The sequence below is a fragment of the Mucilaginibacter sp. SMC90 genome (assembly GCF_022811725.1).
Classification (GTDB): domain Bacteria; phylum Bacteroidota; class Bacteroidia; order Sphingobacteriales; family Sphingobacteriaceae; genus Mucilaginibacter.
The window spans coordinates 2,588,180-2,606,710 of record NZ_CP094527.1; the positions used below are offsets into that span (position 1 = coordinate 2,588,180).

The window sequence follows — 18,531 nt, forward strand, 5'->3', positions numbered from 1 at the left end:
TTTTGCGGTTGTTAGCTTGATTTTTTAAAGCGAATATTTCAAATTTTGCCTCCTCTGTCACATTTTTATATCATTTGAACCTGTTAACGGTTAGCTAACATGAGCGGGCTAAGTTGGCTGCTTAAAGTATTACGTACAAAAAAATCTACAGAAATTACTTATGGTACTAAAAACTAACAGCAAAATTAGACTGTTAATTAAAACTGGCTTAATAATTATGGTGGCGGGCTGTATGAGCAGTGCGGCAATGGGGCAAACGGCACATGTAAATCCCTGGGCTCCCAAACCGTTGGGCACGCTGCCACCTCCGGCCAGCCTGAGCAATGGTGTTTGGCTTAAAGGCGAGTTGCACATGCACTCAAGGCATAGTAAAGAGTCGTCAAATAATTCAATCAGCAAGATCATTGCTTTTTGTAAAATGGTGGGGATAGATTTTCTGGCTATTACCGATCATGATAACCACGTGGAAGGTGACATAGCCCATAATACCTGGACAGACCCCGAATTTAAATCAGACTCGGTATTACTGCTGTATGCTGCCGAATGGACAACCACCCGCGGCCATGGCAACGCTTTTTCGGCAAAACCTTATGATCATCAGCAGTTGTACGATGTGCGTGACCAGCGTGATACTGTTGTAGGGCGTATAAAAAATAAGCTGGGCATTCACCTGTCGGCCAACCATCCCAGCGGTAAGGATCATTTCGGATACTCGTATGATATGGTCAATTCTATCGAAGTATGGAACTCTGCTATCTGGTCAAAAAATGCTAATGCTATCATGATCTGGGACGATATGCTTTCATCGGGCCGTAAACTAACAGGCAGGGGAGGAAGCGATGCTCATCACGGTGTTCCGGTAGGTGATGAAAAACCAGGGCCTAATACCTACCAGGCCAAAGCTAATTATGCCGGTACGCCTACTACCTGGGTATTTGCTACTGCGCGTACAAAGCAGGCTGTAATTGATGCCCTAACTAACGGACGCGTGTCAATAAGTTCAAACCCATATGCTCCGCGGGTTGAATTTTATGCCGATTTAAATGGCGATGATAAAATGGATATAATGATGGGCGATAACGTAAAGGCGACAGGTAAACCTGTTAAATTTAAAGTACAGCTAACCGGAAGCAGTATCAAAGATACTACCTATACTGTTAGTATTGTAAAAAACGGCGATCCGTTCAGTACGCTTAAAATGGACGGAAAAACAGCTTCAGTTGAATTTACAGATACACCGGCAATTGCGGGCCGCACCTATTACAGGGTAACGGTTGAAGGGCCGTCTACACCTTATCCGCAAGTGCCGCAATCGGCAGCGCTGAGCGGAAATATGGTAGGGCTATCAAACCCGATCTGTTTTAATTTTGATCCGAATTTCTGATAGCGGGGTATATAACAGGAAAAACCGTACACGAGCTTACGGTGTACGGTTTCTTATTTAACTATTAACTAAAAGAACGAAGCTGCAGTTAGAAGTTTAGCGCTTTATATAATTTGAAAACGCGCCCTCAATTCAGGTTTATTTTGATCATAGATAAGGTAGGTACATCGTTATTGGTTTTGTACTTTAACAGGTTATAAAAAGAGCCACACTATAACTTTAATGCGGCTCTTTTTATTTATTAACGAGAACCGGAATATTTTAAGGTGATATTTGCTATCCTCTTATTGTGTATATCTGCTCCCCAGTCAAAGGCCAGATGGAATGTTTTAGCATCCGGGTCATAATAATTATCTGCCCCCGCTGTGTTTTTTAATGTAGCATTGCCTGTGGCCGTTACCGTAACTTTATTTGTTGCAGGATCAACGGCCAATTGCAGGCCGGCTATACCGCCCACACCGCCGCCGCTTGCCCAAAATATCTCAAATGTATTGGCATTTGGAGCTATAGTTGCTACGGTTGATGTAACGTCGTCGCCATATGTGCCACCTAAATCGGTATCGGCTACATCGTCTACAAATCGTTGGATGGTACCTGCTAATGTGTATTTGCCATCATAAGCATTTTTTACACTATAAATAGCGTAAAGGGTATCTTTACTTGCCGCATGAATGTCTACACCATCAGCATTAGTTATTTTGTAAGGTAAAGCATAAGTTTTTGACAAATCCATTTTGCTTCCATCTAACTTTATAGTAAACGTTTTTTGAAAATCACCGCTTGCAAACTTGAAAGTATACGTGTTGGATGAAATTACAAGATCAGGGGATGTTACTACAGTATAAAGTGATGATGGCAATAATTCATATTCTGTATCATTGTTTTCATTGTATTTATTGATCGCATCCGGAAGCAGGGTTACTACGAAGTTGTTTGCCTTCATTAAATCTGCATTGTTCTTTGCGTCTTTTTTTATGCTGAAAACATCAATTGTTTTAATGTTGGTAAACGGATCGAAAAATGTAGTGTTTTCCATTCCCGTCGGAAAACCAACCATGGTTTTGCCGTTATTAGCCGCTTGTCCGGTAACTTTATCGGCAGGTGTTTCTTTCCTGCAACCGGTAAAAGTAACAACAGACACCATACCAGCAAGAAGCAGATATTTATTGAATATATTCTTTTTCATGTTGTTTCAATGTTTAAATTAATTTGACCTTGTGTCCCACCATACGTGTGAATCCTGGCTATCGCCACCAGATAATCTCGCAACAGCTGCATTTACGTTTACACCATTAGTATTGTATTCGCTGGTAGCATATACAAACCTGCGTACAATTTTCTTTGATGAGTTTACTGCATCAGGAGCTGGCGTAAGGGCAGGCCATCCGGTTTTTCTCCAAATATTCCAGCCCAAGTGACCGTCAGGATAGCTTGAGATCCACCTTTGAGTAGATATATTTTTCACCTGGCTGCCTGTAAGCGATGCGTCTTTAGTATCGGTAACCGGGAACTGGTTTAAATATGCGTTTGAAGGTGTACCGGCACCCCATTGATCAAATGAAGCAGTTACGCCTGCTTTATATGCAGCAGAGATAGATTCTGAACTCCAACCCAGGTTGGCGGCTTCTGCACGTGCCAGCCATGTTTCTGCAGCACTTATAAGCATTACATAACCATTCTCTAACCTTAAGTCACCACGCAGGATACGTGCCCACTTAGGGTTTGCATCGGTAAAGGCAGTAACATTTAAACGGGCCAGGCCGTAAGGTACACCAATGTTTGATGTAGTAACATTACCGGCAACTTCACTTTCGCCGCCAAAGGCAGCCTGACGTGCATCGTTAGTTGAGCCAGTAACATCTGTAAGGGTTTTTGACTCAGCAAAATCCTTACGACCGTTATAAAGGGTCCACCATGTGCTTTTGTAATTACCACCCGGGTATTGAAGTTTAAAATTCTGATCGTTTGTGGTGATTACTCCAGATGTGATAGCTTCGCTGGCAGCTGCGGAGGCAACAGCAGAAGCAGAAGTAACATTTGACATTTGAACAGCAACCAGCAGCTTAAGCGAGTTAGCCATTCTTTTCCATGATGCTACATCGCCACCATAAATGATATCACCGGTTATCGGCGATGAATCAAATGAATTTATAGCTTCTGTTAAAGTGGTAATGATTCCTTTATAGATGCTTTCCTGGGTATCATATTTAGGCAATATGTTGGCCGATCCCTTTAAAGCCTCGCTGTAAGGCACATCTCCCCATGTATCGGTTACTATCCAGAAAATATATTGCTGCAATATTTTGGCAACATTAACCATATTCTTGTTAGGATTTTGGTTAATCACAATCTGCAGGTTATTCAGGTTGCCGGAATAGTTGCCTGTAAAAGAGTTTTGAGGCAGGTTATATAATGAGGTTCCTGAATATTGCGTTTCGGTAAAATATTGAGCGTACTGACCACCGCTTATAGCCTCGGTACCATTTGATGCATAACCACCCAGGTTAGATTCAACATTTGATAACAGGGCAGAAGGTATAGGCGTTACAGTTGCAGCCGGATTGTTGTTCACATCGCCAAAATCCTTTAGCTTATTACAGCCCGCGCCCAAAAAGGTAAACGCGCCTGCTAATGTATATAAATATATCTTTTTCATTTTTTCTTGATCTAATAATCCTTAATCGCTTAGAATGTTACTTTTAAGTTGAAACCAAAGCCTCTTGTGCCTGGATATTGAGCAGTTTCACCTTCTGTTGCGCTGATCTCTGATGGGTCAAAATCTTTTGATTTGGCGTATATCAACAACAAGTTACGGCCGGTTAAATCAATCCTTGCAGATTGGAATACATTTCCTAAACCCCATTTTTTAATTGGCAGGTTATAGCCTACAGCAACCTCACGAAGTTTAATGAAAGTAAGGTCATAGATATATGGGTCGTAAGTTTTATTGTTTGTTAAACCCTGGTAATATGTTTTTGCGTCAACGTAGTAGGTAACAGGGTTGTTATTGGCATCAACACCTGTAACTTTAACACCACCGCCATCAGCAACAGGGTCACGTACAGACATGCCTTTATCGTTAAGTGCAGCAGTATTAGCTGTTAACCCGCTATACTGGCCCCAACGGTTTGATAACGAAACAAATTTACCACCAAACTGATAATCGATATTTGCACTCAATACAAACTCTTTAAATAAGGTAAAGGAGTTTTGCAAACCACCTGTGTATTTAGGAAGCGCACTTCCGAAATATACGTTAGGGTCATTCACGTAACCACCTGATGAATTAACGATTGGGATACCAGCCGAGTTACGTTTAATACCGTTACCGTAAATTTGTCCCCACCATTTGCCTTTTTGGTTAATGAGGTAAGGCATATCCGAACCTGTGCCCCATACACCCGCAACTGTTACACGGTCAACACCATATTTGGTACTGATATCAACAACTGTGTTGTCAATTAACTGCGCAAAGTTTGTGCTTATGGTCCAGCTAAAGTTTGGTAATTTAATAGGGGTACCGCTTGCGGTGATCTCAATACCTCTTCTTTTAATTAAACCTACGTTGGTAAGAATTGATGATACACCGCTTGCTGCGTTAACTGCCAGGCCCAGCGGAATGTCCTTGTCATCGGCAGCCCAGTAAGTAGCACCAAAAGTTAAGCGATCATTAAAGAAACCTAAATCCAAACCAACCTCTTTTGAAGTTGTGGTTGTACCATGTAATGATGGGTCAACAAATTGGGTTGGGCCACCTTGAAGCAAAGCACCGTTCCATTTGTTTGCAGCAATGCCGTAAACGGTATTGTTCCTGTAAGCACCAAACCTTTCGGTTGTAGTACCTAAAGCTAAAGGCACCTGGCCCCATGATCCTCTCACTTTACCATAGCTCAGCCAGTCTTTATATTCGGGAAGCAACTCGCTGAATACAAATGAACCACCAAATGATTTAGATAATACTGAGTTAGCATCGTTTGTTGTAGAAATAGTTGAGAACCAGTCGTTACGTAAAGTCGCATCAACATAAACTATTCTTTTATAGTTTACTGATAATTTGCCGAATACAGCGCGGTATTGCTCCTGGATCCTGTTGTTGGTAGCGGTGATCGGGTCAACAGAGTTTGCCAAAGTATAAAGATCCGGAACACTTAAGCCGTTGTTAGTAGTGGCAAAGTTGTCTTTATAGCTATAATTATAAAAATCACTACCAGCATTAACATTCACGTGAAAATCTTTGATCTGCTTGTCGTAATTCAACAAGGTTTCATAGTTTTCGCGGTTTTCATAGCTGTTGGAAGTTGCATAGGTTGCTTTTTTTCCGGTTTGGGTACCGCTGGCCTGTATTTCAGATGAGATTTTTCCTTCGTTCCAGGTATTGGTTTGGTTGCGGCGATAAGTAACTTTAAAGCTCAGATCGTTGTTGATTTTGTATTGTAAATAAATGTTTCCATACAAACGATCGCGGGTATTAAGGTTTTGCCATTGTTTTTGCCACATGTAAGGGTTGTACCAATAGTTACCGCCATAAAATGCACCCGGATTAGATGGATCATATGAGTTAGGGTTTTGGTGGTTCCAGCTTACATAAGTACCATCAGGCGATTGCAGATCCTGTAGTTCTTTCATGATGCCCATATCCAGGTCACGGTGGAACCATGAGTTGAATGAACCGCTTGATGCGCTTCCGTAAAGGTCATCAATTTGACCGTGAAGCTGCGTGCCCGAAAAGTTAACACTTGCACCTGCTGTGAGGTGTTTGTTAAGATCGAAGTTGGCGTTTAATGTAAAGTTGTTTTTGTTTATCCAGGTTTCAGGAACTATACCTGTAGTGTGCTGGTTATTGTATGACATCCTGATATTGTAGTCGTCAGATGCCTTAGTAAAGGCCACACTATTGTTTAAACTAACACCAGTGCGGAAGAAATCCTTAGCATTGTCTGGCTCTGGGGTCCATTTTGCTGTTTTAAATGAATATTTGGTACCCGGAACCCATGCATACCATGGAATATACTCCTGACCAACCATTTTAGGTCCCCAGCTGCTATCATCAGTATAATCAGGATAGAATTTACCATCTAAAGCTTTCCAGCCTTCAGGATCACCTGCTTTATAGTGATATTGGATGAAATCGGCAGATGCACCACCGCCGTAAGTGTTTTGGTAGTTAGGCAGGATATAAGCCTTGTCAAAATTTGCACCAAGGTTCAGCTCAACACCAACACCTTTTGTTTTTTTGCCTTTTTTGGTTGAGATTACGATTGCACCATATGCACCTTGTGAACCAAACTGTGCAGATGCTGCAGGTCCATTCAGGATACTGATGTTGTCGATGTCGTCATTGCTTAAATCGTCGGCGTTTGTTGTTATCGTACCGTCAATAACATACAGGGGGTTGTTGCCGCTTCCAAATCCTGTAGCACCACGCAGCCTGATGTTGGTGGCGCGGCCTAAAGCAGCAGATGATTGGCTTCGTACCTGAACACCGGCTACTTTACCTGCCAGTGCGTTGTTAACGTTAGGCTGGCGGATGGTGTTAAGTGCATCTGACTTTACAACCTGCGCAGCATAAGAAGCCGAACGTGATGACTGTTTGGTACCGTAAGCACCTGTAATTACTACCTCCGATAATTTATTAGCACTGCTTGCTAATTTAACATCTAATGGGGCTGAAGTAATTTCGACAGTTGAGGATGTAAAACCAATAAAGCTAAAGCCCAGAGATTTTGCGGAGGCGGGAACAGATAGAGAGAATTTGCCATCTGCATTTGTTTGCGTACCCACTGTGGTACCTACAACTCTTACCGACACGCCTGGCAGCGGTAGTCCATCGTCTTTTGAAGTTACCCGGCCGGTAACCGTTTTGTTTTGTGCTTGTACCACACTAATAAATAGCATGAACAAACACCAGCTTGCGAGTAGGAGTTTTTTCATTGTTAAAAAATCAGTTTTAGTTAATACCCAAAACTACAATTTTTGTAATAAAATGAAAAAAAAGTTGAAAAAAGTTTAAAGTTTTATGTATATATTAAAATATTTATAAAAAATCTGATAAAACGTTGTTGCAAATTCGATAAAATGCAATGTTTTTTAAATTCTTCATATAAAATTCACATAAATTTTATGTGAATTTTAATTTTTATAGTATTTGGATCAAAGCCTAAGCAAAAAACCTTTAAAATATTAATTATAAGTACCTGTTATGAGAAAATATTTGTGTAATAAGGCCCAATTTGCGTATATGTATTAAAAATTTGAGCTGGATCCATAACTAAAAGAACTAACCGCGATTCGATTTTTTAAAAATAATAATATTTTTGTAAAAAAAATGTGACAAATGTCTTTTTTGGTTATTTATTTCTGATTAGTATTTTTTAATAATAATATTAAATCGATTACTTTTAATTTAAATTATTGATTTTGAGCTGTTTGTGATTATTGTTATTTTTTATTTATATTATGATAGTGCTTTTATGTTTTTATATAAGTATAATAAAAGGTTAATAATAGAGTTGTCGATGATCAAAGGCTTAATTTAATAAAAATTAACCGGGATTTTTTCTAAAAAAAATCAGGTGAATTTTTTTAGAAAGCTTTAATTGATGGCAGTATAGTAATAGCTGCAGTTGTAAAATTGTTATCTCCTGATTTTGAAACTCCTTAAACTGTTGTTTATAACGGGCAATGGAAGGGCAAACAAGTTTAAATTACATTGTGAGCAAAAAATGTCTGCATAGTCGGCAGTTTTTTCAGTATTTGAATGAATATTGGGGTTCTGTGGGGTTATTACCACCGTCTTTCGGTTTAAGATTGAATGATTGACGTCTGCTTCCTTTAATAAAGCAGCTAATGCCTCCGTTTGAGCTTCATCTTCGGTGGCAATTAACTGAGGCTGGATTTTCGACGCTAAATAAGTTGATCGGTTGCATTTGTGTAATTGATTGTTTCTGGAGTAGGACGGCCTGGTTTGAGGCCTCGGTAAAATTACGCCGCTGTCATAAGATTTATCCTGTAATAATGCGATTATACAAATCAGCATTATTATAAATGTGCTAATAAAGTATTGCATTACTTTTTGGAGTTAATGAGTTTCGGTAAATATTGGCGTAGCATTCTTCTGCGAAGATTAATTTACATGCATAAGAAGTGTAACAGATTTTCATTTATTTAAGTTTGTTTTGGTAAACAATTTTATAAACAGAAGCCTGTTTGCACAATACAAAGCAGTTGGTATTTTTTTAAATAAAGATAAACTATAGATTTATCGCCAACCTTTAACGTAAAGAACACTGTGGAAAAACTATCGGTAATAATAGCAGATGATCATAATTTATTCATAAACGGATTGCGCATGTTGTTGGAGGGCGAGCCGGATATTGAGGTTGCAAACGTGGCTGCCAATGGTAAAGAAATGCTGCACCTGTTACATACCCACACTCCAAGCATGGTATTGCTTGACATAAATATGCCCGGCATAAACGGATTTGAAGTTCTTAAGCGAATAAAGGATTATTATCCTAAAATAAAAGTGATTATGCTGTCTACTTATAATGAAGTACACCTGATTGAAAAGGCTAAAGCAGAAGGGGCAGATGGTTATTTATTCAAAAATGCAGAAAAGGCCGAATTATTAGAGGTTATGCGGGCTGTAGGGCAGGGGCAATTGTGTTTTCCGCATAAACAAAGTGCGGTTAACGGAGTGCTTAATGAGCCGGACCCTTTTTTGAAGCAATTTCAGCTCACCAAAAGAGAAATTGAGCTGTTGCAGTTTATAAAACAGAATTTTACTAACCAGCAGATGGCCGATCATCTTCACCTGAGCATTTATACGGTGGAAACGCACCGCAAAAATATTATGCAAAAATTAAACCTGAAAAATCCGGTGGAGCTTAGCCGGTTTATATTACAGTATAATTTATAAGGGCTTATTGGTAAGCGGAATATAGATTGACACAAGGGTGCCCCTGTTAACCTGCGAATCGAATTCAACTTTGCCTTTTAAAAAGTTAATCCGCGAACGAAGGTTGTTTAGCCCCATTCCTTTAAAAACTTCAGGATTGGTTGTATCAAAACCTTTGCCATTGTCTTCAATAGTGAGGCTGATGTTTTCTTCGCTTCTGATAAGTGAAATATCAACCCTGTTTGCATTGGCGTGCTTCATTACATTATTTACACTCTCCTGTAATACCCGGTACAAAATGATTTCGATGGTATCATCAAATGGCGAGTCGAAGCCTCTGCTAAAAAGGTTTATTGCAATATTATCGTTCTTTATATTTTCAATAAATTGTTTAATTACCTGCTCCAGGCCGGTTTTATGCAGGGCCCAGGGCATCATGTTATGTGATATTGTCCTTACTTCTTTAAAACCGTAATCAACAAGGTTAATTACTTTCTCAAAACGAATTCTTTGATCGTCATTTATAAAAGGGAGTTCACCACCTATAACTGCCAGGTTAATTTTTGCTGCCGACATAGTTTGGCTCACACTGTCATGTAAATCCCGGGCAATTCTTCTTCTTTCGCTTTCTTCGGCGGCAATGATAGCTTGCATAGCAATATTGCGCTGTTTTAACTGGGTTTGTTTATAATAAAAAAAGCCTGTAAATAGCGTCAGCAGTAAAAAAATGCCAATGCCGGCCATCCAGTAGTTGCGTTTTGTTATTTCAAACTGTTGTTGCAGCACCTGATCTTCACGTTGTTTTATTTCGTATTTGGCCTGAAGTTCATCAATTGTATTGCTGCCCGATGATTTAACATTGGCATGTTGTTTTAAATAAACCAGGGATTGACGGTAATTTCCCATCTGTTCGTACAAGTCGGCCAATTCATTGGTGGCACTTCTTTGCATATCTGCATAATTTATTTGAATAGCGAACTGAAGGGAATTTTTTAGCGCGTCGAGTGATTGCTCATATTGTCGTTTGTTTTTATAAAGCACACCCAGGTTAAAATAATTGATTGAAAGCGCCAGCGTATCATTTAATGATTTCTTAATATCGATGGCTTTTAAAATCTCCTCAACCGATAGGCTTTGTTTAATACTCCCCATAACATCCCCCATAAACTGATGGCTATATGCTTCAGAAGTATTTTCGCTTGTTTGCCGGGCAAGTTTTAAAGAGTCTTTAATATCAAAAGCCTGCCTGAAGTAGTTTAAGGCTTGCCGGTAGTTATTTTTTGCCTCATATAATGATCCGGCCTGGTTTAGGGCATCTATCAGTTCTGTACGCTCGCCGGTTTGGGGAGCATATGAAATTGCCAGCTTGTTAAACTCAATTGCTTTATCGTAATTTTTTAATTGAAGATATGCCTTGGCCAACCTGTTGTAGTCACCTGTTAAAACATGCTGTTGGTTTGTTTTATTAAGTATATCTGCGGCTACGTTATAATAATGAGCCGCAGAATCATACTGGTTGTTTTCGTAATAGGCTTTTCCTAAAGTTTGCGATAACAAAGCAGTAGCTTTTTTATCGTTTAGCCTGTATGCAAGGTTCAAGCCCGCTTTTGCTACTGCAATAACTTTATCCGGATTTTGTTTGCCTGCGAACCCGGCTGCCCGGGTAGCGGCTGTTAAACGCTTTTGAGATGATGCTTTGCCAAAAACAATTTGTTTTAAACTGTCAATGTTTTGCCCGGCACAAGGAATTTTAGTAAAAATAAGCAGAAGAAACAAAAGGTACTTCATATCCGGTTTCTGGTCCCGGTTAAAGATAATGATTTGATACTTATTAACTATTGGAAGATTAATATTGACAACGCCGATGCAACCGCCAATACAAGAAATACAATTTGCTTGTTTTTTGCGCTTATAATGCTTGGTATGCGGCCGGTTCCCTGCAGCTTGTTGAATTTGAGTTTGTACATGGCGGATAATCCCATAAAGGTTAGGGAAATAAAGCCCACAACGTAATTTAAATAGCTCTCCATGATTTTTTAGTTTTTAGGTGAAATATGACGAATTAAAATATTCAAGGCAGCCCCGGAATTGTTGGTATTGTTTAACCGTTGTGCTTGATTGGTACAATTTTATGGAGTTGTTATAACGGGCACAATACAAAGCAGTTGGTATTTTGACGCATAACAATAAAGCCTATTTTTACAGATGTTTATTAATGATTGCACCAATACGCTATATTAAATGACGCAGGTACTCAATTAATAAAAAGGGTTAACTTTAATGGCTGCTTTGTCCGTATAAGTTGCCTGGGAAATTTTATTGGCAATTGATAAAGGTTCAATTAAAATCAAAGGAAATATTATTCACTAAATAAAAACTTACTGATTGTCTTGTTACGATAATCGCTTTCTGCAGAAAGATAATTAAATGGAAATGTCATACATCGTCCAAAAAAAGAAGAAAAACCGGCGACGGAGCAGGTTTATACCTGGTCTTGTTTGGCTAATAGTTATATCGGGCTGTTTGGATCATGCAGCAGCCCAGAACCGCAGTAACCAATCTGATTGGAATGTGCCGCCGCCGTTAACACCAGGCACAATAACTAAAGGTAACACACAGGGCGGTGCTACGGCAACTAAGCCGGTAGTACTTACACTTACAGATATTCCTATGGTTTCGCAGCCGTTTGTTTCGGCAACGCAAATGCCCGTTCTGGCCGCAATCGGATCAACGCCGCCGGTAGTTGATGCGCCCAGCCAACCCAATATCAACGGGGAAACCGTGGGATTGCCCGAAATTCCCTCACCCGAAACGCCTGAAACCCCTCAGCTACCAAAACAAACAATCCATGACTTTCAGTTTTCAGCTGTCGTGGACCTTCCTTTGCCCGAATCGCCAGAATTGCCTCCGGCACCTGTTGAGCCAACTGTATCGGGGCAGGTAACTATTGTAAAAGGCCCAATTCCGGTAATGCCCGATATAACAGGCACTGTGCCGCTTTTACAACCTAACGAAAGCCTGATTCCGTGGTCTATCCCGGAGGTTCCGGAAAACGAAAGTTTTAAAATGATATCGCCTGCCGGAACAAAGGACGATAAGTTGAAAGGCAAACCCCATTCAAACAGGAAAAAACAGTAGCTGTGACATAATGCCAAATTATGCGGCATTATAACAAGAATACCAAAATGAAAAGTACCCCAACTGAGTTAAAATATATATTAGTTATTGTAATAGCCTTTGCAAGCAGTTTTGCTTGCGCACAGGTGAAGTTTAAGCAGGGAGATGAGTTTCAGCGGCAGGTAGTTACCAAATCAAATTGTGTTTTACAGCGTGGCAGCCAAACACTGCACGTTGGTTCGGTTTCAACGGTTGTGAAAACTTATAAGATAACTGCGGTTTCTGAAAAGGGGGCCTCTTTAACTATTACCACCGATAAGCTCATTGACACTATAAACGCGATGAACCAAAACCTGGTATATAATTCAGGCAAGCCGGCAGATCCAAATTCTGTTATCCAGGTTGGTTTGCAAAAGATGGTAAATAGTCAGTCAATAGTTTCAATAAACAATAAAGGAGAGATCTTAAATTTAAAACGCCCCGTTGTTGCCAATGATACGCTTTTGTCGTTTGCAGGTATTCAGCCGGAGCATTTATCGCCCGGCACTAACCTGCAGTTAATGGTCGACTTTCCTGTTAGCCTCACAGTAAAAAAAGGCTATTCATGGAAAGTTGCTACGTCATCGGCCGAAACCAACTATACGGTTTACGCTATAAATGGGCCAACTACGGTTATTACCTATAAAACATCTGTTTTAGGTGGCAGTTTAAACAGCCGGATAAACGGATCAATACTTATTGATAACAACACCGGCGTAATATTAAAGCGATATGCGCAAAGTGTTTCAACCGGCTATGAAATGGTGAATGGAGTAGTTTACACAGCTACGCGCCGCACAGCTGTTACCGAAATCTGTAATAAGAAATAAGCCTATGGTTAAGCAGCCGATGATGCGCTGATAAAGTATTAGCTGGCTTTTGTGTTTATATAATTAGGCTAAAGACAGGAGAAGGAAAAGGGAGTGCGTTATAAATACGGCTATCAATATCACCTCAAAGCAGTTTCATCAAGTAATTACATACGTTCATGTAAAATACTATAGTAAAGGTTATTGTTTGTGTTGTTTAGTGATGTAATTCATTAAAATACAAACAATAACGTTATGAAGAATCACTTTCATGCTGATGAAAAAATAAATCACGATACCGGTAATGATGGAATAGACCGCCGTGGTTTCCTTGAATGTATGGCCTGGGCAGGCACCGGCGTACTTTGGATGATGACAGGTGGCGTGCTTAAATCATATGGTATGAGCCAAATGATTGACAGGGCTACCGGCGGGCTTAAGAAAGGGTTGATAGTGCCCAAATCTGATTTTAGCTTCGTGCAGATCAGCGATAGTCATATCGGGTTTAACAAGGCTGCCAATCCGGATGTTGTTGGTACGCTAAATGCCGCTATCGCTAAAATTAATGGTATGCCCAGCGCACCATCATTTGTATTGCACACGGGCGATCTCTCGCACCTGGCACAGGCAGATGAGTTTGATACACTTGAGCAATCGCTGAAAAGTATAAAAACCGAAAAGATTTTTTATGTACCCGGCGAACACGATGTGACGGATAATGGCAAACTATATCTGGAACGTTTTGGTAAAGGAACCTTAGGCGACGGCTGGTACAGTTTTGATTCAAATGGCGTTCATTTCATAGGCCTGGTAAATGTAACCAATCATGTTGATGGCGGCTTAGGATACATTGGCCCGGCGCAGTTAAAATGGCTGGAAAACGATTTAAAGCCGCTATCAAACAGCACGCCTATCGTGGTGTTTGCTCATATCCCGCTTTGGGCTATTTATCCGCAATGGGGTTGGGGTACCGACGATAGTGCACAGGCTTTAGCTTTGCTTAAGCGTTTTGGATCGGTATCGGTATTAAACGGGCATATCCACCAAACTATTCAAAAGGTAGAGGGTAATATTACATTCCACACGGCCAATTCAACAGCTTTTCCTCAGCCCGCTCCTGGTAGCGCGCCATCGCCGGGGCCGATGAAAGTTCCTGCAGAAAAGCTTCGTGGCTTTTTGGGGCTAACCAGCGTAAATTATGTTGAGCATGATCATTCGCTTGCTATTACTGATACCCCTTTGATAGAACCTGACAAAACTATAGAGCAGAAATAAAAATGATGGAACGCGATATGAAAAGAATGTTGTTATTGCTGATGATAGTTTGTTATGCAGCAATAAGTAAAGCTCAGTATAAACCGGTTGAACTGGGCTCAACTTTGAAGTTTACAATTAAAAACCTGGGGTTTGATGTTGGTGGGGTATTTACCGGTTTTGAGGGGAGTATCAATTTCGATCCGCAAAATGTGGCAGGGAGCAACTTTGATGTAGCTATCAATGCATCGACAGTAAATACTGATAATAGCTTGCGCGATGAGCATTTGCGTGGAGAAAATTATTTTGATATAAAGGATTATCCCAAAATCAGGTTGGTTTCGGGAAAAGTGGCCGTATTAAACAAAAGTGGAATGTACCAGCTAACGGGAGTGCTAACTATGAAAGGTAAGGCAAAGCAGGTATCATTCCCTTTTTCGGCCACGCCTGTTGATGATGGCTATATTTTTAAGGGGGCTTTTAAAGTAAACCGGAAAGATTTTGGCATAGGCGGCACAAGCACCATTGCCGACGAGCTTGAGGTAGCTATCAATGTAACGGTAAAAAAAGGCTAAGTGCGCCGTAAACTAAAAAGATATGAGGATGATAAACAGAAAGCTAACCGTTGTCATAGCATTATTGGCATCTGTAACGGCCACGGCAGCAACAGCTATTAACAAAGCTGACGTGGTACATTATGAAAATTTGAAAGTATTGCCAAAGGATATCAGCTCGCACGATTTGCAAAGTATTATGGCCGATGATTTTGACGATGGGCTTGGTGTTACCTGTGGCTTTTGCCATGCAAATGCAAAAAACGGACATGGGCTTGATTTTGCAAGTGATGCTAAACCTGAAAAAGAAATTGCCCGGCAAATGATGCGCATGACCATGGGTATCAATAAAAAATATTTTAAGCTTAAACATCCCCGGATTGGCAACCAGGCACTGGTGGTTTTGTGTACTACCTGTCATAAGGGACAGGCATTCCCCGATGGTGCTGCGGGTGATAATTAATTGTAAATTGCTTTGTAAATCGATGTTTAATAAACTAATTAAATAATCCTGAAATTGAAATTCAACAAAGTAGTATATCACATAGCGTTTTGGCTGCTGGCGTACCTTTTCTGGATTTTTATTTTCAGGAACGGTACGCTGGTGTTAACACACGCCATAACCATCCAGTTTTGTTACCTGGTGTTCATTTCGGCAAATTATTACCTTAATACATCCTACGCTATTCCGCATTTGCTTAACAAAAAGCGGTATATCACATTTGGTGCTGTTTTTTTGACGGGGATATTGATAACAGCTTTGCTGAGGGTGCCGGTATCAGCTTGGGTTACAGTTCATATATTTAAAACAAATGCCCGGTTCAACACAGTTTCTGTTTTTGCTGATTCGTTTGTTAATATCCTCTTTTGGGTGATTTGTATCCTTGGTGCCCAGATGATTGTTGAAAAAATGCGGTCGCAGGTTTATATTGAACAGATAGAAAAAGAGAAAGCTACCAACGAGCTTAATTTTTTAAGGGCCCAGTTTAATCCTCACTTTCTCTTTAACTCCATTAATTCAATTTATGGTCATATTGATAAATCAAATAAAGATGCACGGGATATGTTGCTGGTATTTTCGGAGATGCTGCGCTATCAGTTATATGAATGTAATGTTGAGCAAATTGACTTGAACCGCGAGATTAATTATATCCGCAATTATATAGCCATTCAAAAGGGGAGGATAGATGAAAGGATCATAGTGAATTTATGCGCAGATGATATTCATGGCCAGGTTTATGTGGCCCCCTTGCTGTTTATAGCTTTTGTGGAGAATGCCTTTAAATATGTTGGCTTTAACGAAGGACGGCTAAATAAAGTAGACATAAGCCTGAAGAAAGAAGAGGATAGCCTCTTTTTTAGGGTTTATAATACTAAAGACAATTTTGTTGGCCGGGATGAACGTTCTTCGGGTTTAGGAATTGTTAATACAAAACGACGGCTTGAGATCCTCTATCCCCAAAAACACAGGCTTCAGGTAACTGACAGCGGCGATAGCTTTGAAATAAATTTAGTACTGCAGGTATGATACTTAAATGCCTTATTATAGATGATGAACCTATAGCACGAAAACTGCTGCAGGAATATATTGAAGAAACCGACTTTTTGGTGTTATCGGGCACTGCCGAAAATCCGCTCAAAGCTACAGGCTTGATCAATAAGTTGGATATTGATCTTATATTCCTTGATGTAAATATGCCTAAGATGAATGGTTTTCAGTTTCTTAGGTCGGCAGTAAAATTGCCCATGGTGATCATGACAACGGCTTACGGCGAATACGCGCTTGAAGGGTTTGAAATGGCTGTGGTTGATTACCTGGTAAAGCCGTTCCCGCTTGCGCGTTTTTTGAAAGCGTCGCAAAAAGCACTGGAATTAAAAGCGTTAAGAGAAAAAGCCTCGCCTGAAAAAAATGAGGCCGATCACTTTTATGTTAAATGCAACGGCAAAATTGAGCGGGTGTTATACGATGAATTGGTTTATATCGAAGCTATGGCCAACTATGTAACACTGTATACCATTCATAGCAAACTGGTTGTTTATCTCACTATCAAGGGCCTGCAGGATAAATTACCTGCTGAAAAATTTATCCAGGTACACAAAAGCTACGTGGTTAATACAGGTATGATCAACAATATTGAAGGCAATATGCTTAATCTCAACGGTACTAAAATTAGTATAGGGTTAAGCTTTTATGACGATGTGATGGATAAGGTGCTAAAAGGCAGGCTATTCAAAAGATGATTATAGCCTGCCTTTAAAACTTAATTATTTTTTAGCCCGATTTGGTGGTTGCCGTAATCGGTTAAATATTCGTTGCTGATGAAAAAATCAAGACTGAAAATGGTACGGTAATCGCCCGTGTTATTGGGGTTTTGTACTTCTGTCAGGTTTCCGGTGCTTGATGTTGTATAGGTATATACAAAACCCTTGTTGGTAGTTATAGTTACGGTTGAATTTGCTGGAAGACTGCCAACTGCGTTGGTGGCAAGATGATCTTCGATAACGGTAGTTGATGGTGTACCGGTATCAAACAGGATCTGGCCGGAAATAGTGTTGCCATTGTATGTAATTGTTGCCGGGATATTAGGCGAATACCCGCCATTGTTTGAATAGGTAAGCGGGTGCATGATAAATCCCGACGATGAAAGGTCGCTGTTGTTTAACCCGATAGTTAAAAGATCGGTGACATAGGTGCCGCTGGTTGAAAACAAGCTTTTGTTTAATGTGGCCAGTTTAAAGCCGCTTGTAAGATTGGTGCCGGTGTTAAAATTCCTTAACGGACTTTGAATTAAGCTGGTTACATAACTTGTGCCCGGGCCAACACCAAAAACATCGCTGGCATGTGCCGGCAACTTTGCGCCGGTTTCGTCAACTATTTTGTAATACAAAAAGAATGGTACTCTTTTTAATGCAAGGTTGCCCTGGCTGTCGCCAATGGTGATATTGGCGTAGGCTAAATTGCCATATTCTTTGGTCGAACTTAATTGATCGCCAAAGCTAATTGTGCCTTTAGTACTGGTTACGGTAATGCCGTTTACTACTACCGAATCGCCGGTAAACTGGAAGCCTGATGATGTGATCATGGAGGCAGGCAGGATATCTGTTGCATCAAGCGTCATGCCCGATGACCCGGTATCAAATACAGTATAATAGGTTACCGCTTTTGTGCCAACTTGGGTAACAGGTAAAAAGATCCGTTTGTTTATTCCGCTGGCATATTCATATAAACCGAGTGTAACAGGTGATATTTGCGGAGTTGTTATTTTCTCTTTTTTACAGGAAAAAAATACAACAGTTATTGTTAAACAACCAATAATTTTGGATGTGAGGAGTAAATGTTTTATAGTCATATATATCCGTTGTAAAAGCGGTTGGTAATAATTACGATAAAAGAGCTGTTTTAGTTGGCTTTAAAATTAGAATAACAATTTGACAAGCCGGGCTAATGAATCGATAAATCAGAATGTTGAACCGATT

Annotated in this window: 15 protein-coding genes; 9 read left to right on the top strand and 6 right to left on the bottom strand. The window is 40.1% G+C overall.

The features are described from left to right. The first annotated feature begins 160 nt into the window (after positions 1-160). Positions 161-1,384, top strand: a complete 1,224-nt coding sequence (locus MTO98_RS11215; RefSeq protein WP_243486739.1) for a CehA/McbA family metallohydrolase — start codon at positions 161-163, stop codon at positions 1,382-1,384. 241 nt (positions 1,385-1,625) lie between these two features. On the opposite strand, the gene MTO98_RS11220 is transcribed toward MTO98_RS11215, so the two are convergent. The 3 genes from MTO98_RS11220 to MTO98_RS11230 are packed head-to-tail and all read right to left on the bottom strand — an operon-like array spanning position 1,626 to position 7,315. Next, positions 1,626-2,570: a DUF1735 domain-containing protein gene (locus MTO98_RS11220; protein ID WP_243486740.1), complete on the bottom strand. Its 945-nt coding sequence runs from the start codon at positions 2,568-2,570 to the stop codon at positions 1,626-1,628. A gap of 18 nt (positions 2,571-2,588) precedes the next feature. Then, positions 2,589-4,040, bottom strand: a complete 1,452-nt coding sequence (locus tag MTO98_RS11225; protein ID WP_243486741.1) for a SusD/RagB family nutrient-binding outer membrane lipoprotein — start codon at positions 4,038-4,040, stop codon at positions 2,589-2,591. 29 nt (positions 4,041-4,069) lie between these two features. Next, positions 4,070-7,315 carry a SusC/RagA family TonB-linked outer membrane protein gene (locus MTO98_RS11230; RefSeq protein WP_243486742.1) on the bottom strand — a complete coding sequence of 1,082 codons (3,246 nt, stop codon included), beginning with the start codon at positions 7,313-7,315 and terminating at the stop codon, positions 4,070-4,072. 1,357 nt (positions 7,316-8,672) lie between these two features. Between MTO98_RS11230 and MTO98_RS11235 the strand changes: the two genes are divergently transcribed. Then, the gene (locus MTO98_RS11235; RefSeq protein WP_243486743.1) at positions 8,673-9,302 is read left to right on the top strand and encodes a response regulator transcription factor; all 630 of its coding nucleotides are present in this window, start codon (positions 8,673-8,675) and stop codon (positions 9,300-9,302) included. Here MTO98_RS11235 and MTO98_RS11240 read toward each other — a convergent pair. Continuing rightward, on the bottom strand, positions 9,297-11,069 hold the full coding sequence (locus MTO98_RS11240) for a sensor histidine kinase (protein ID WP_243486744.1): 1,773 nt from the start codon (positions 11,067-11,069) through the stop codon (positions 9,297-9,299). The two genes, MTO98_RS11235 and MTO98_RS11240, sit on opposite strands and share 6 nt — an antisense overlap. Positions 11,070-11,116: 47 nt before the next feature. Then, positions 11,117-11,311, bottom strand: coding sequence for a hypothetical protein (locus tag MTO98_RS11245; RefSeq protein WP_243486745.1), 195 nt, complete (start codon positions 11,309-11,311; stop codon positions 11,117-11,119). Positions 11,312-11,708: 397 nt separating this feature from the next. Between MTO98_RS11245 and MTO98_RS11250 the strand changes: the two genes are divergently transcribed. The 7 genes from MTO98_RS11250 to MTO98_RS11280 all read left to right on the top strand — a co-directional run bounded on the left by MTO98_RS11250 (position 11,709) and on the right by MTO98_RS11280 (position 17,295). Then, the gene (locus tag MTO98_RS11250) at positions 11,709-12,419 is read left to right on the top strand and encodes a hypothetical protein (RefSeq protein WP_243486746.1); all 711 of its coding nucleotides are present in this window, start codon (positions 11,709-11,711) and stop codon (positions 12,417-12,419) included. A 47-nt stretch (positions 12,420-12,466) separates the two neighbouring features. After that, positions 12,467-13,267 (top strand): hypothetical protein, encoded by an 801-nt coding sequence (locus MTO98_RS11255; RefSeq protein ID WP_243486747.1) that lies wholly within the window; start codon positions 12,467-12,469, stop codon positions 13,265-13,267. Between the two features lie 234 nt (positions 13,268-13,501). Then, positions 13,502-14,521 (top strand): metallophosphoesterase, encoded by a 1,020-nt coding sequence (locus MTO98_RS11260; protein ID WP_243486748.1) that lies wholly within the window; start codon positions 13,502-13,504, stop codon positions 14,519-14,521. 2 nt (positions 14,522-14,523) lie between these two features. Next, positions 14,524-15,075, top strand: a complete 552-nt coding sequence (locus MTO98_RS11265; protein WP_243486749.1) for a YceI family protein — start codon at positions 14,524-14,526, stop codon at positions 15,073-15,075. Positions 15,076-15,103: 28 nt separating this feature from the next. Beyond that, positions 15,104-15,517, top strand: coding sequence for a c-type cytochrome (locus MTO98_RS11270; protein WP_243486750.1), 414 nt, complete (start codon positions 15,104-15,106; stop codon positions 15,515-15,517). Positions 15,518-15,571: 54 nt separating this feature from the next. Continuing rightward, on the top strand, positions 15,572-16,582 hold the full coding sequence (locus MTO98_RS11275; protein ID WP_243486751.1) for a sensor histidine kinase: 1,011 nt from the start codon (positions 15,572-15,574) through the stop codon (positions 16,580-16,582). Further along, positions 16,579-17,295, top strand: a complete 717-nt coding sequence (locus tag MTO98_RS11280) for a LytTR family DNA-binding domain-containing protein (RefSeq protein WP_243486752.1) — start codon at positions 16,579-16,581, stop codon at positions 17,293-17,295. The genes MTO98_RS11275 and MTO98_RS11280 overlap by 4 nt, the downstream gene beginning before the upstream one ends. A 20-nt stretch (positions 17,296-17,315) precedes the next feature. Here MTO98_RS11280 and MTO98_RS11285 read toward each other — a convergent pair whose 3' ends face one another. Beyond that, on the bottom strand, positions 17,316-18,404 hold the full coding sequence (locus tag MTO98_RS11285) for a hypothetical protein (RefSeq protein WP_243486753.1): 1,089 nt from the start codon (positions 18,402-18,404) through the stop codon (positions 17,316-17,318). Positions 18,405-18,531 lie beyond the last annotated feature (127 nt).

Excerpts from the sequence above, each read along its gene's own strand:
- MTO98_RS11270 (WP_243486750.1), top strand. The coding sequence starts at position 15,104 with ATGATAAACAGAAAGCTAACCGTTGTCATAGCATTATTGGCATCTGTA.
- MTO98_RS11240 (WP_243486744.1), bottom strand. The coding sequence starts at position 11,069 with ATGAAGTACCTTTTGTTTCTTCTGCTTATTTTTACTAAAATTCCTTGT.
- MTO98_RS11230 (WP_243486742.1), bottom strand. The coding sequence starts at position 7,315 with ATGAAAAAACTCCTACTCGCAAGCTGGTGTTTGTTCATGCTATTTATT.
- MTO98_RS11260 (WP_243486748.1), top strand. The coding sequence starts at position 13,502 with ATGAAGAATCACTTTCATGCTGATGAAAAAATAAATCACGATACCGGT.
- MTO98_RS11285 (WP_243486753.1), bottom strand. The coding sequence starts at position 18,404 with ATGACTATAAAACATTTACTCCTCACATCCAAAATTATTGGTTGTTTA.
- MTO98_RS11220 (WP_243486740.1), bottom strand. The coding sequence starts at position 2,570 with ATGAAAAAGAATATATTCAATAAATATCTGCTTCTTGCTGGTATGGTG.
- MTO98_RS11225 (WP_243486741.1), bottom strand. The coding sequence starts at position 4,040 with ATGAAAAAGATATATTTATATACATTAGCAGGCGCGTTTACCTTTTTG.
- MTO98_RS11265 (WP_243486749.1), top strand. The coding sequence starts at position 14,524 with ATGATGGAACGCGATATGAAAAGAATGTTGTTATTGCTGATGATAGTT.
- MTO98_RS11245 (WP_243486745.1), bottom strand. The coding sequence starts at position 11,311 with ATGGAGAGCTATTTAAATTACGTTGTGGGCTTTATTTCCCTAACCTTT.
- MTO98_RS11280 (WP_243486752.1), top strand. The coding sequence starts at position 16,579 with ATGATACTTAAATGCCTTATTATAGATGATGAACCTATAGCACGAAAA.
- MTO98_RS11250 (WP_243486746.1), top strand. The coding sequence starts at position 11,709 with ATGGAAATGTCATACATCGTCCAAAAAAAGAAGAAAAACCGGCGACGG.
- MTO98_RS11215 (WP_243486739.1), top strand. The coding sequence starts at position 161 with ATGGTACTAAAAACTAACAGCAAAATTAGACTGTTAATTAAAACTGGC.
- MTO98_RS11255 (WP_243486747.1), top strand. The coding sequence starts at position 12,467 with ATGAAAAGTACCCCAACTGAGTTAAAATATATATTAGTTATTGTAATA.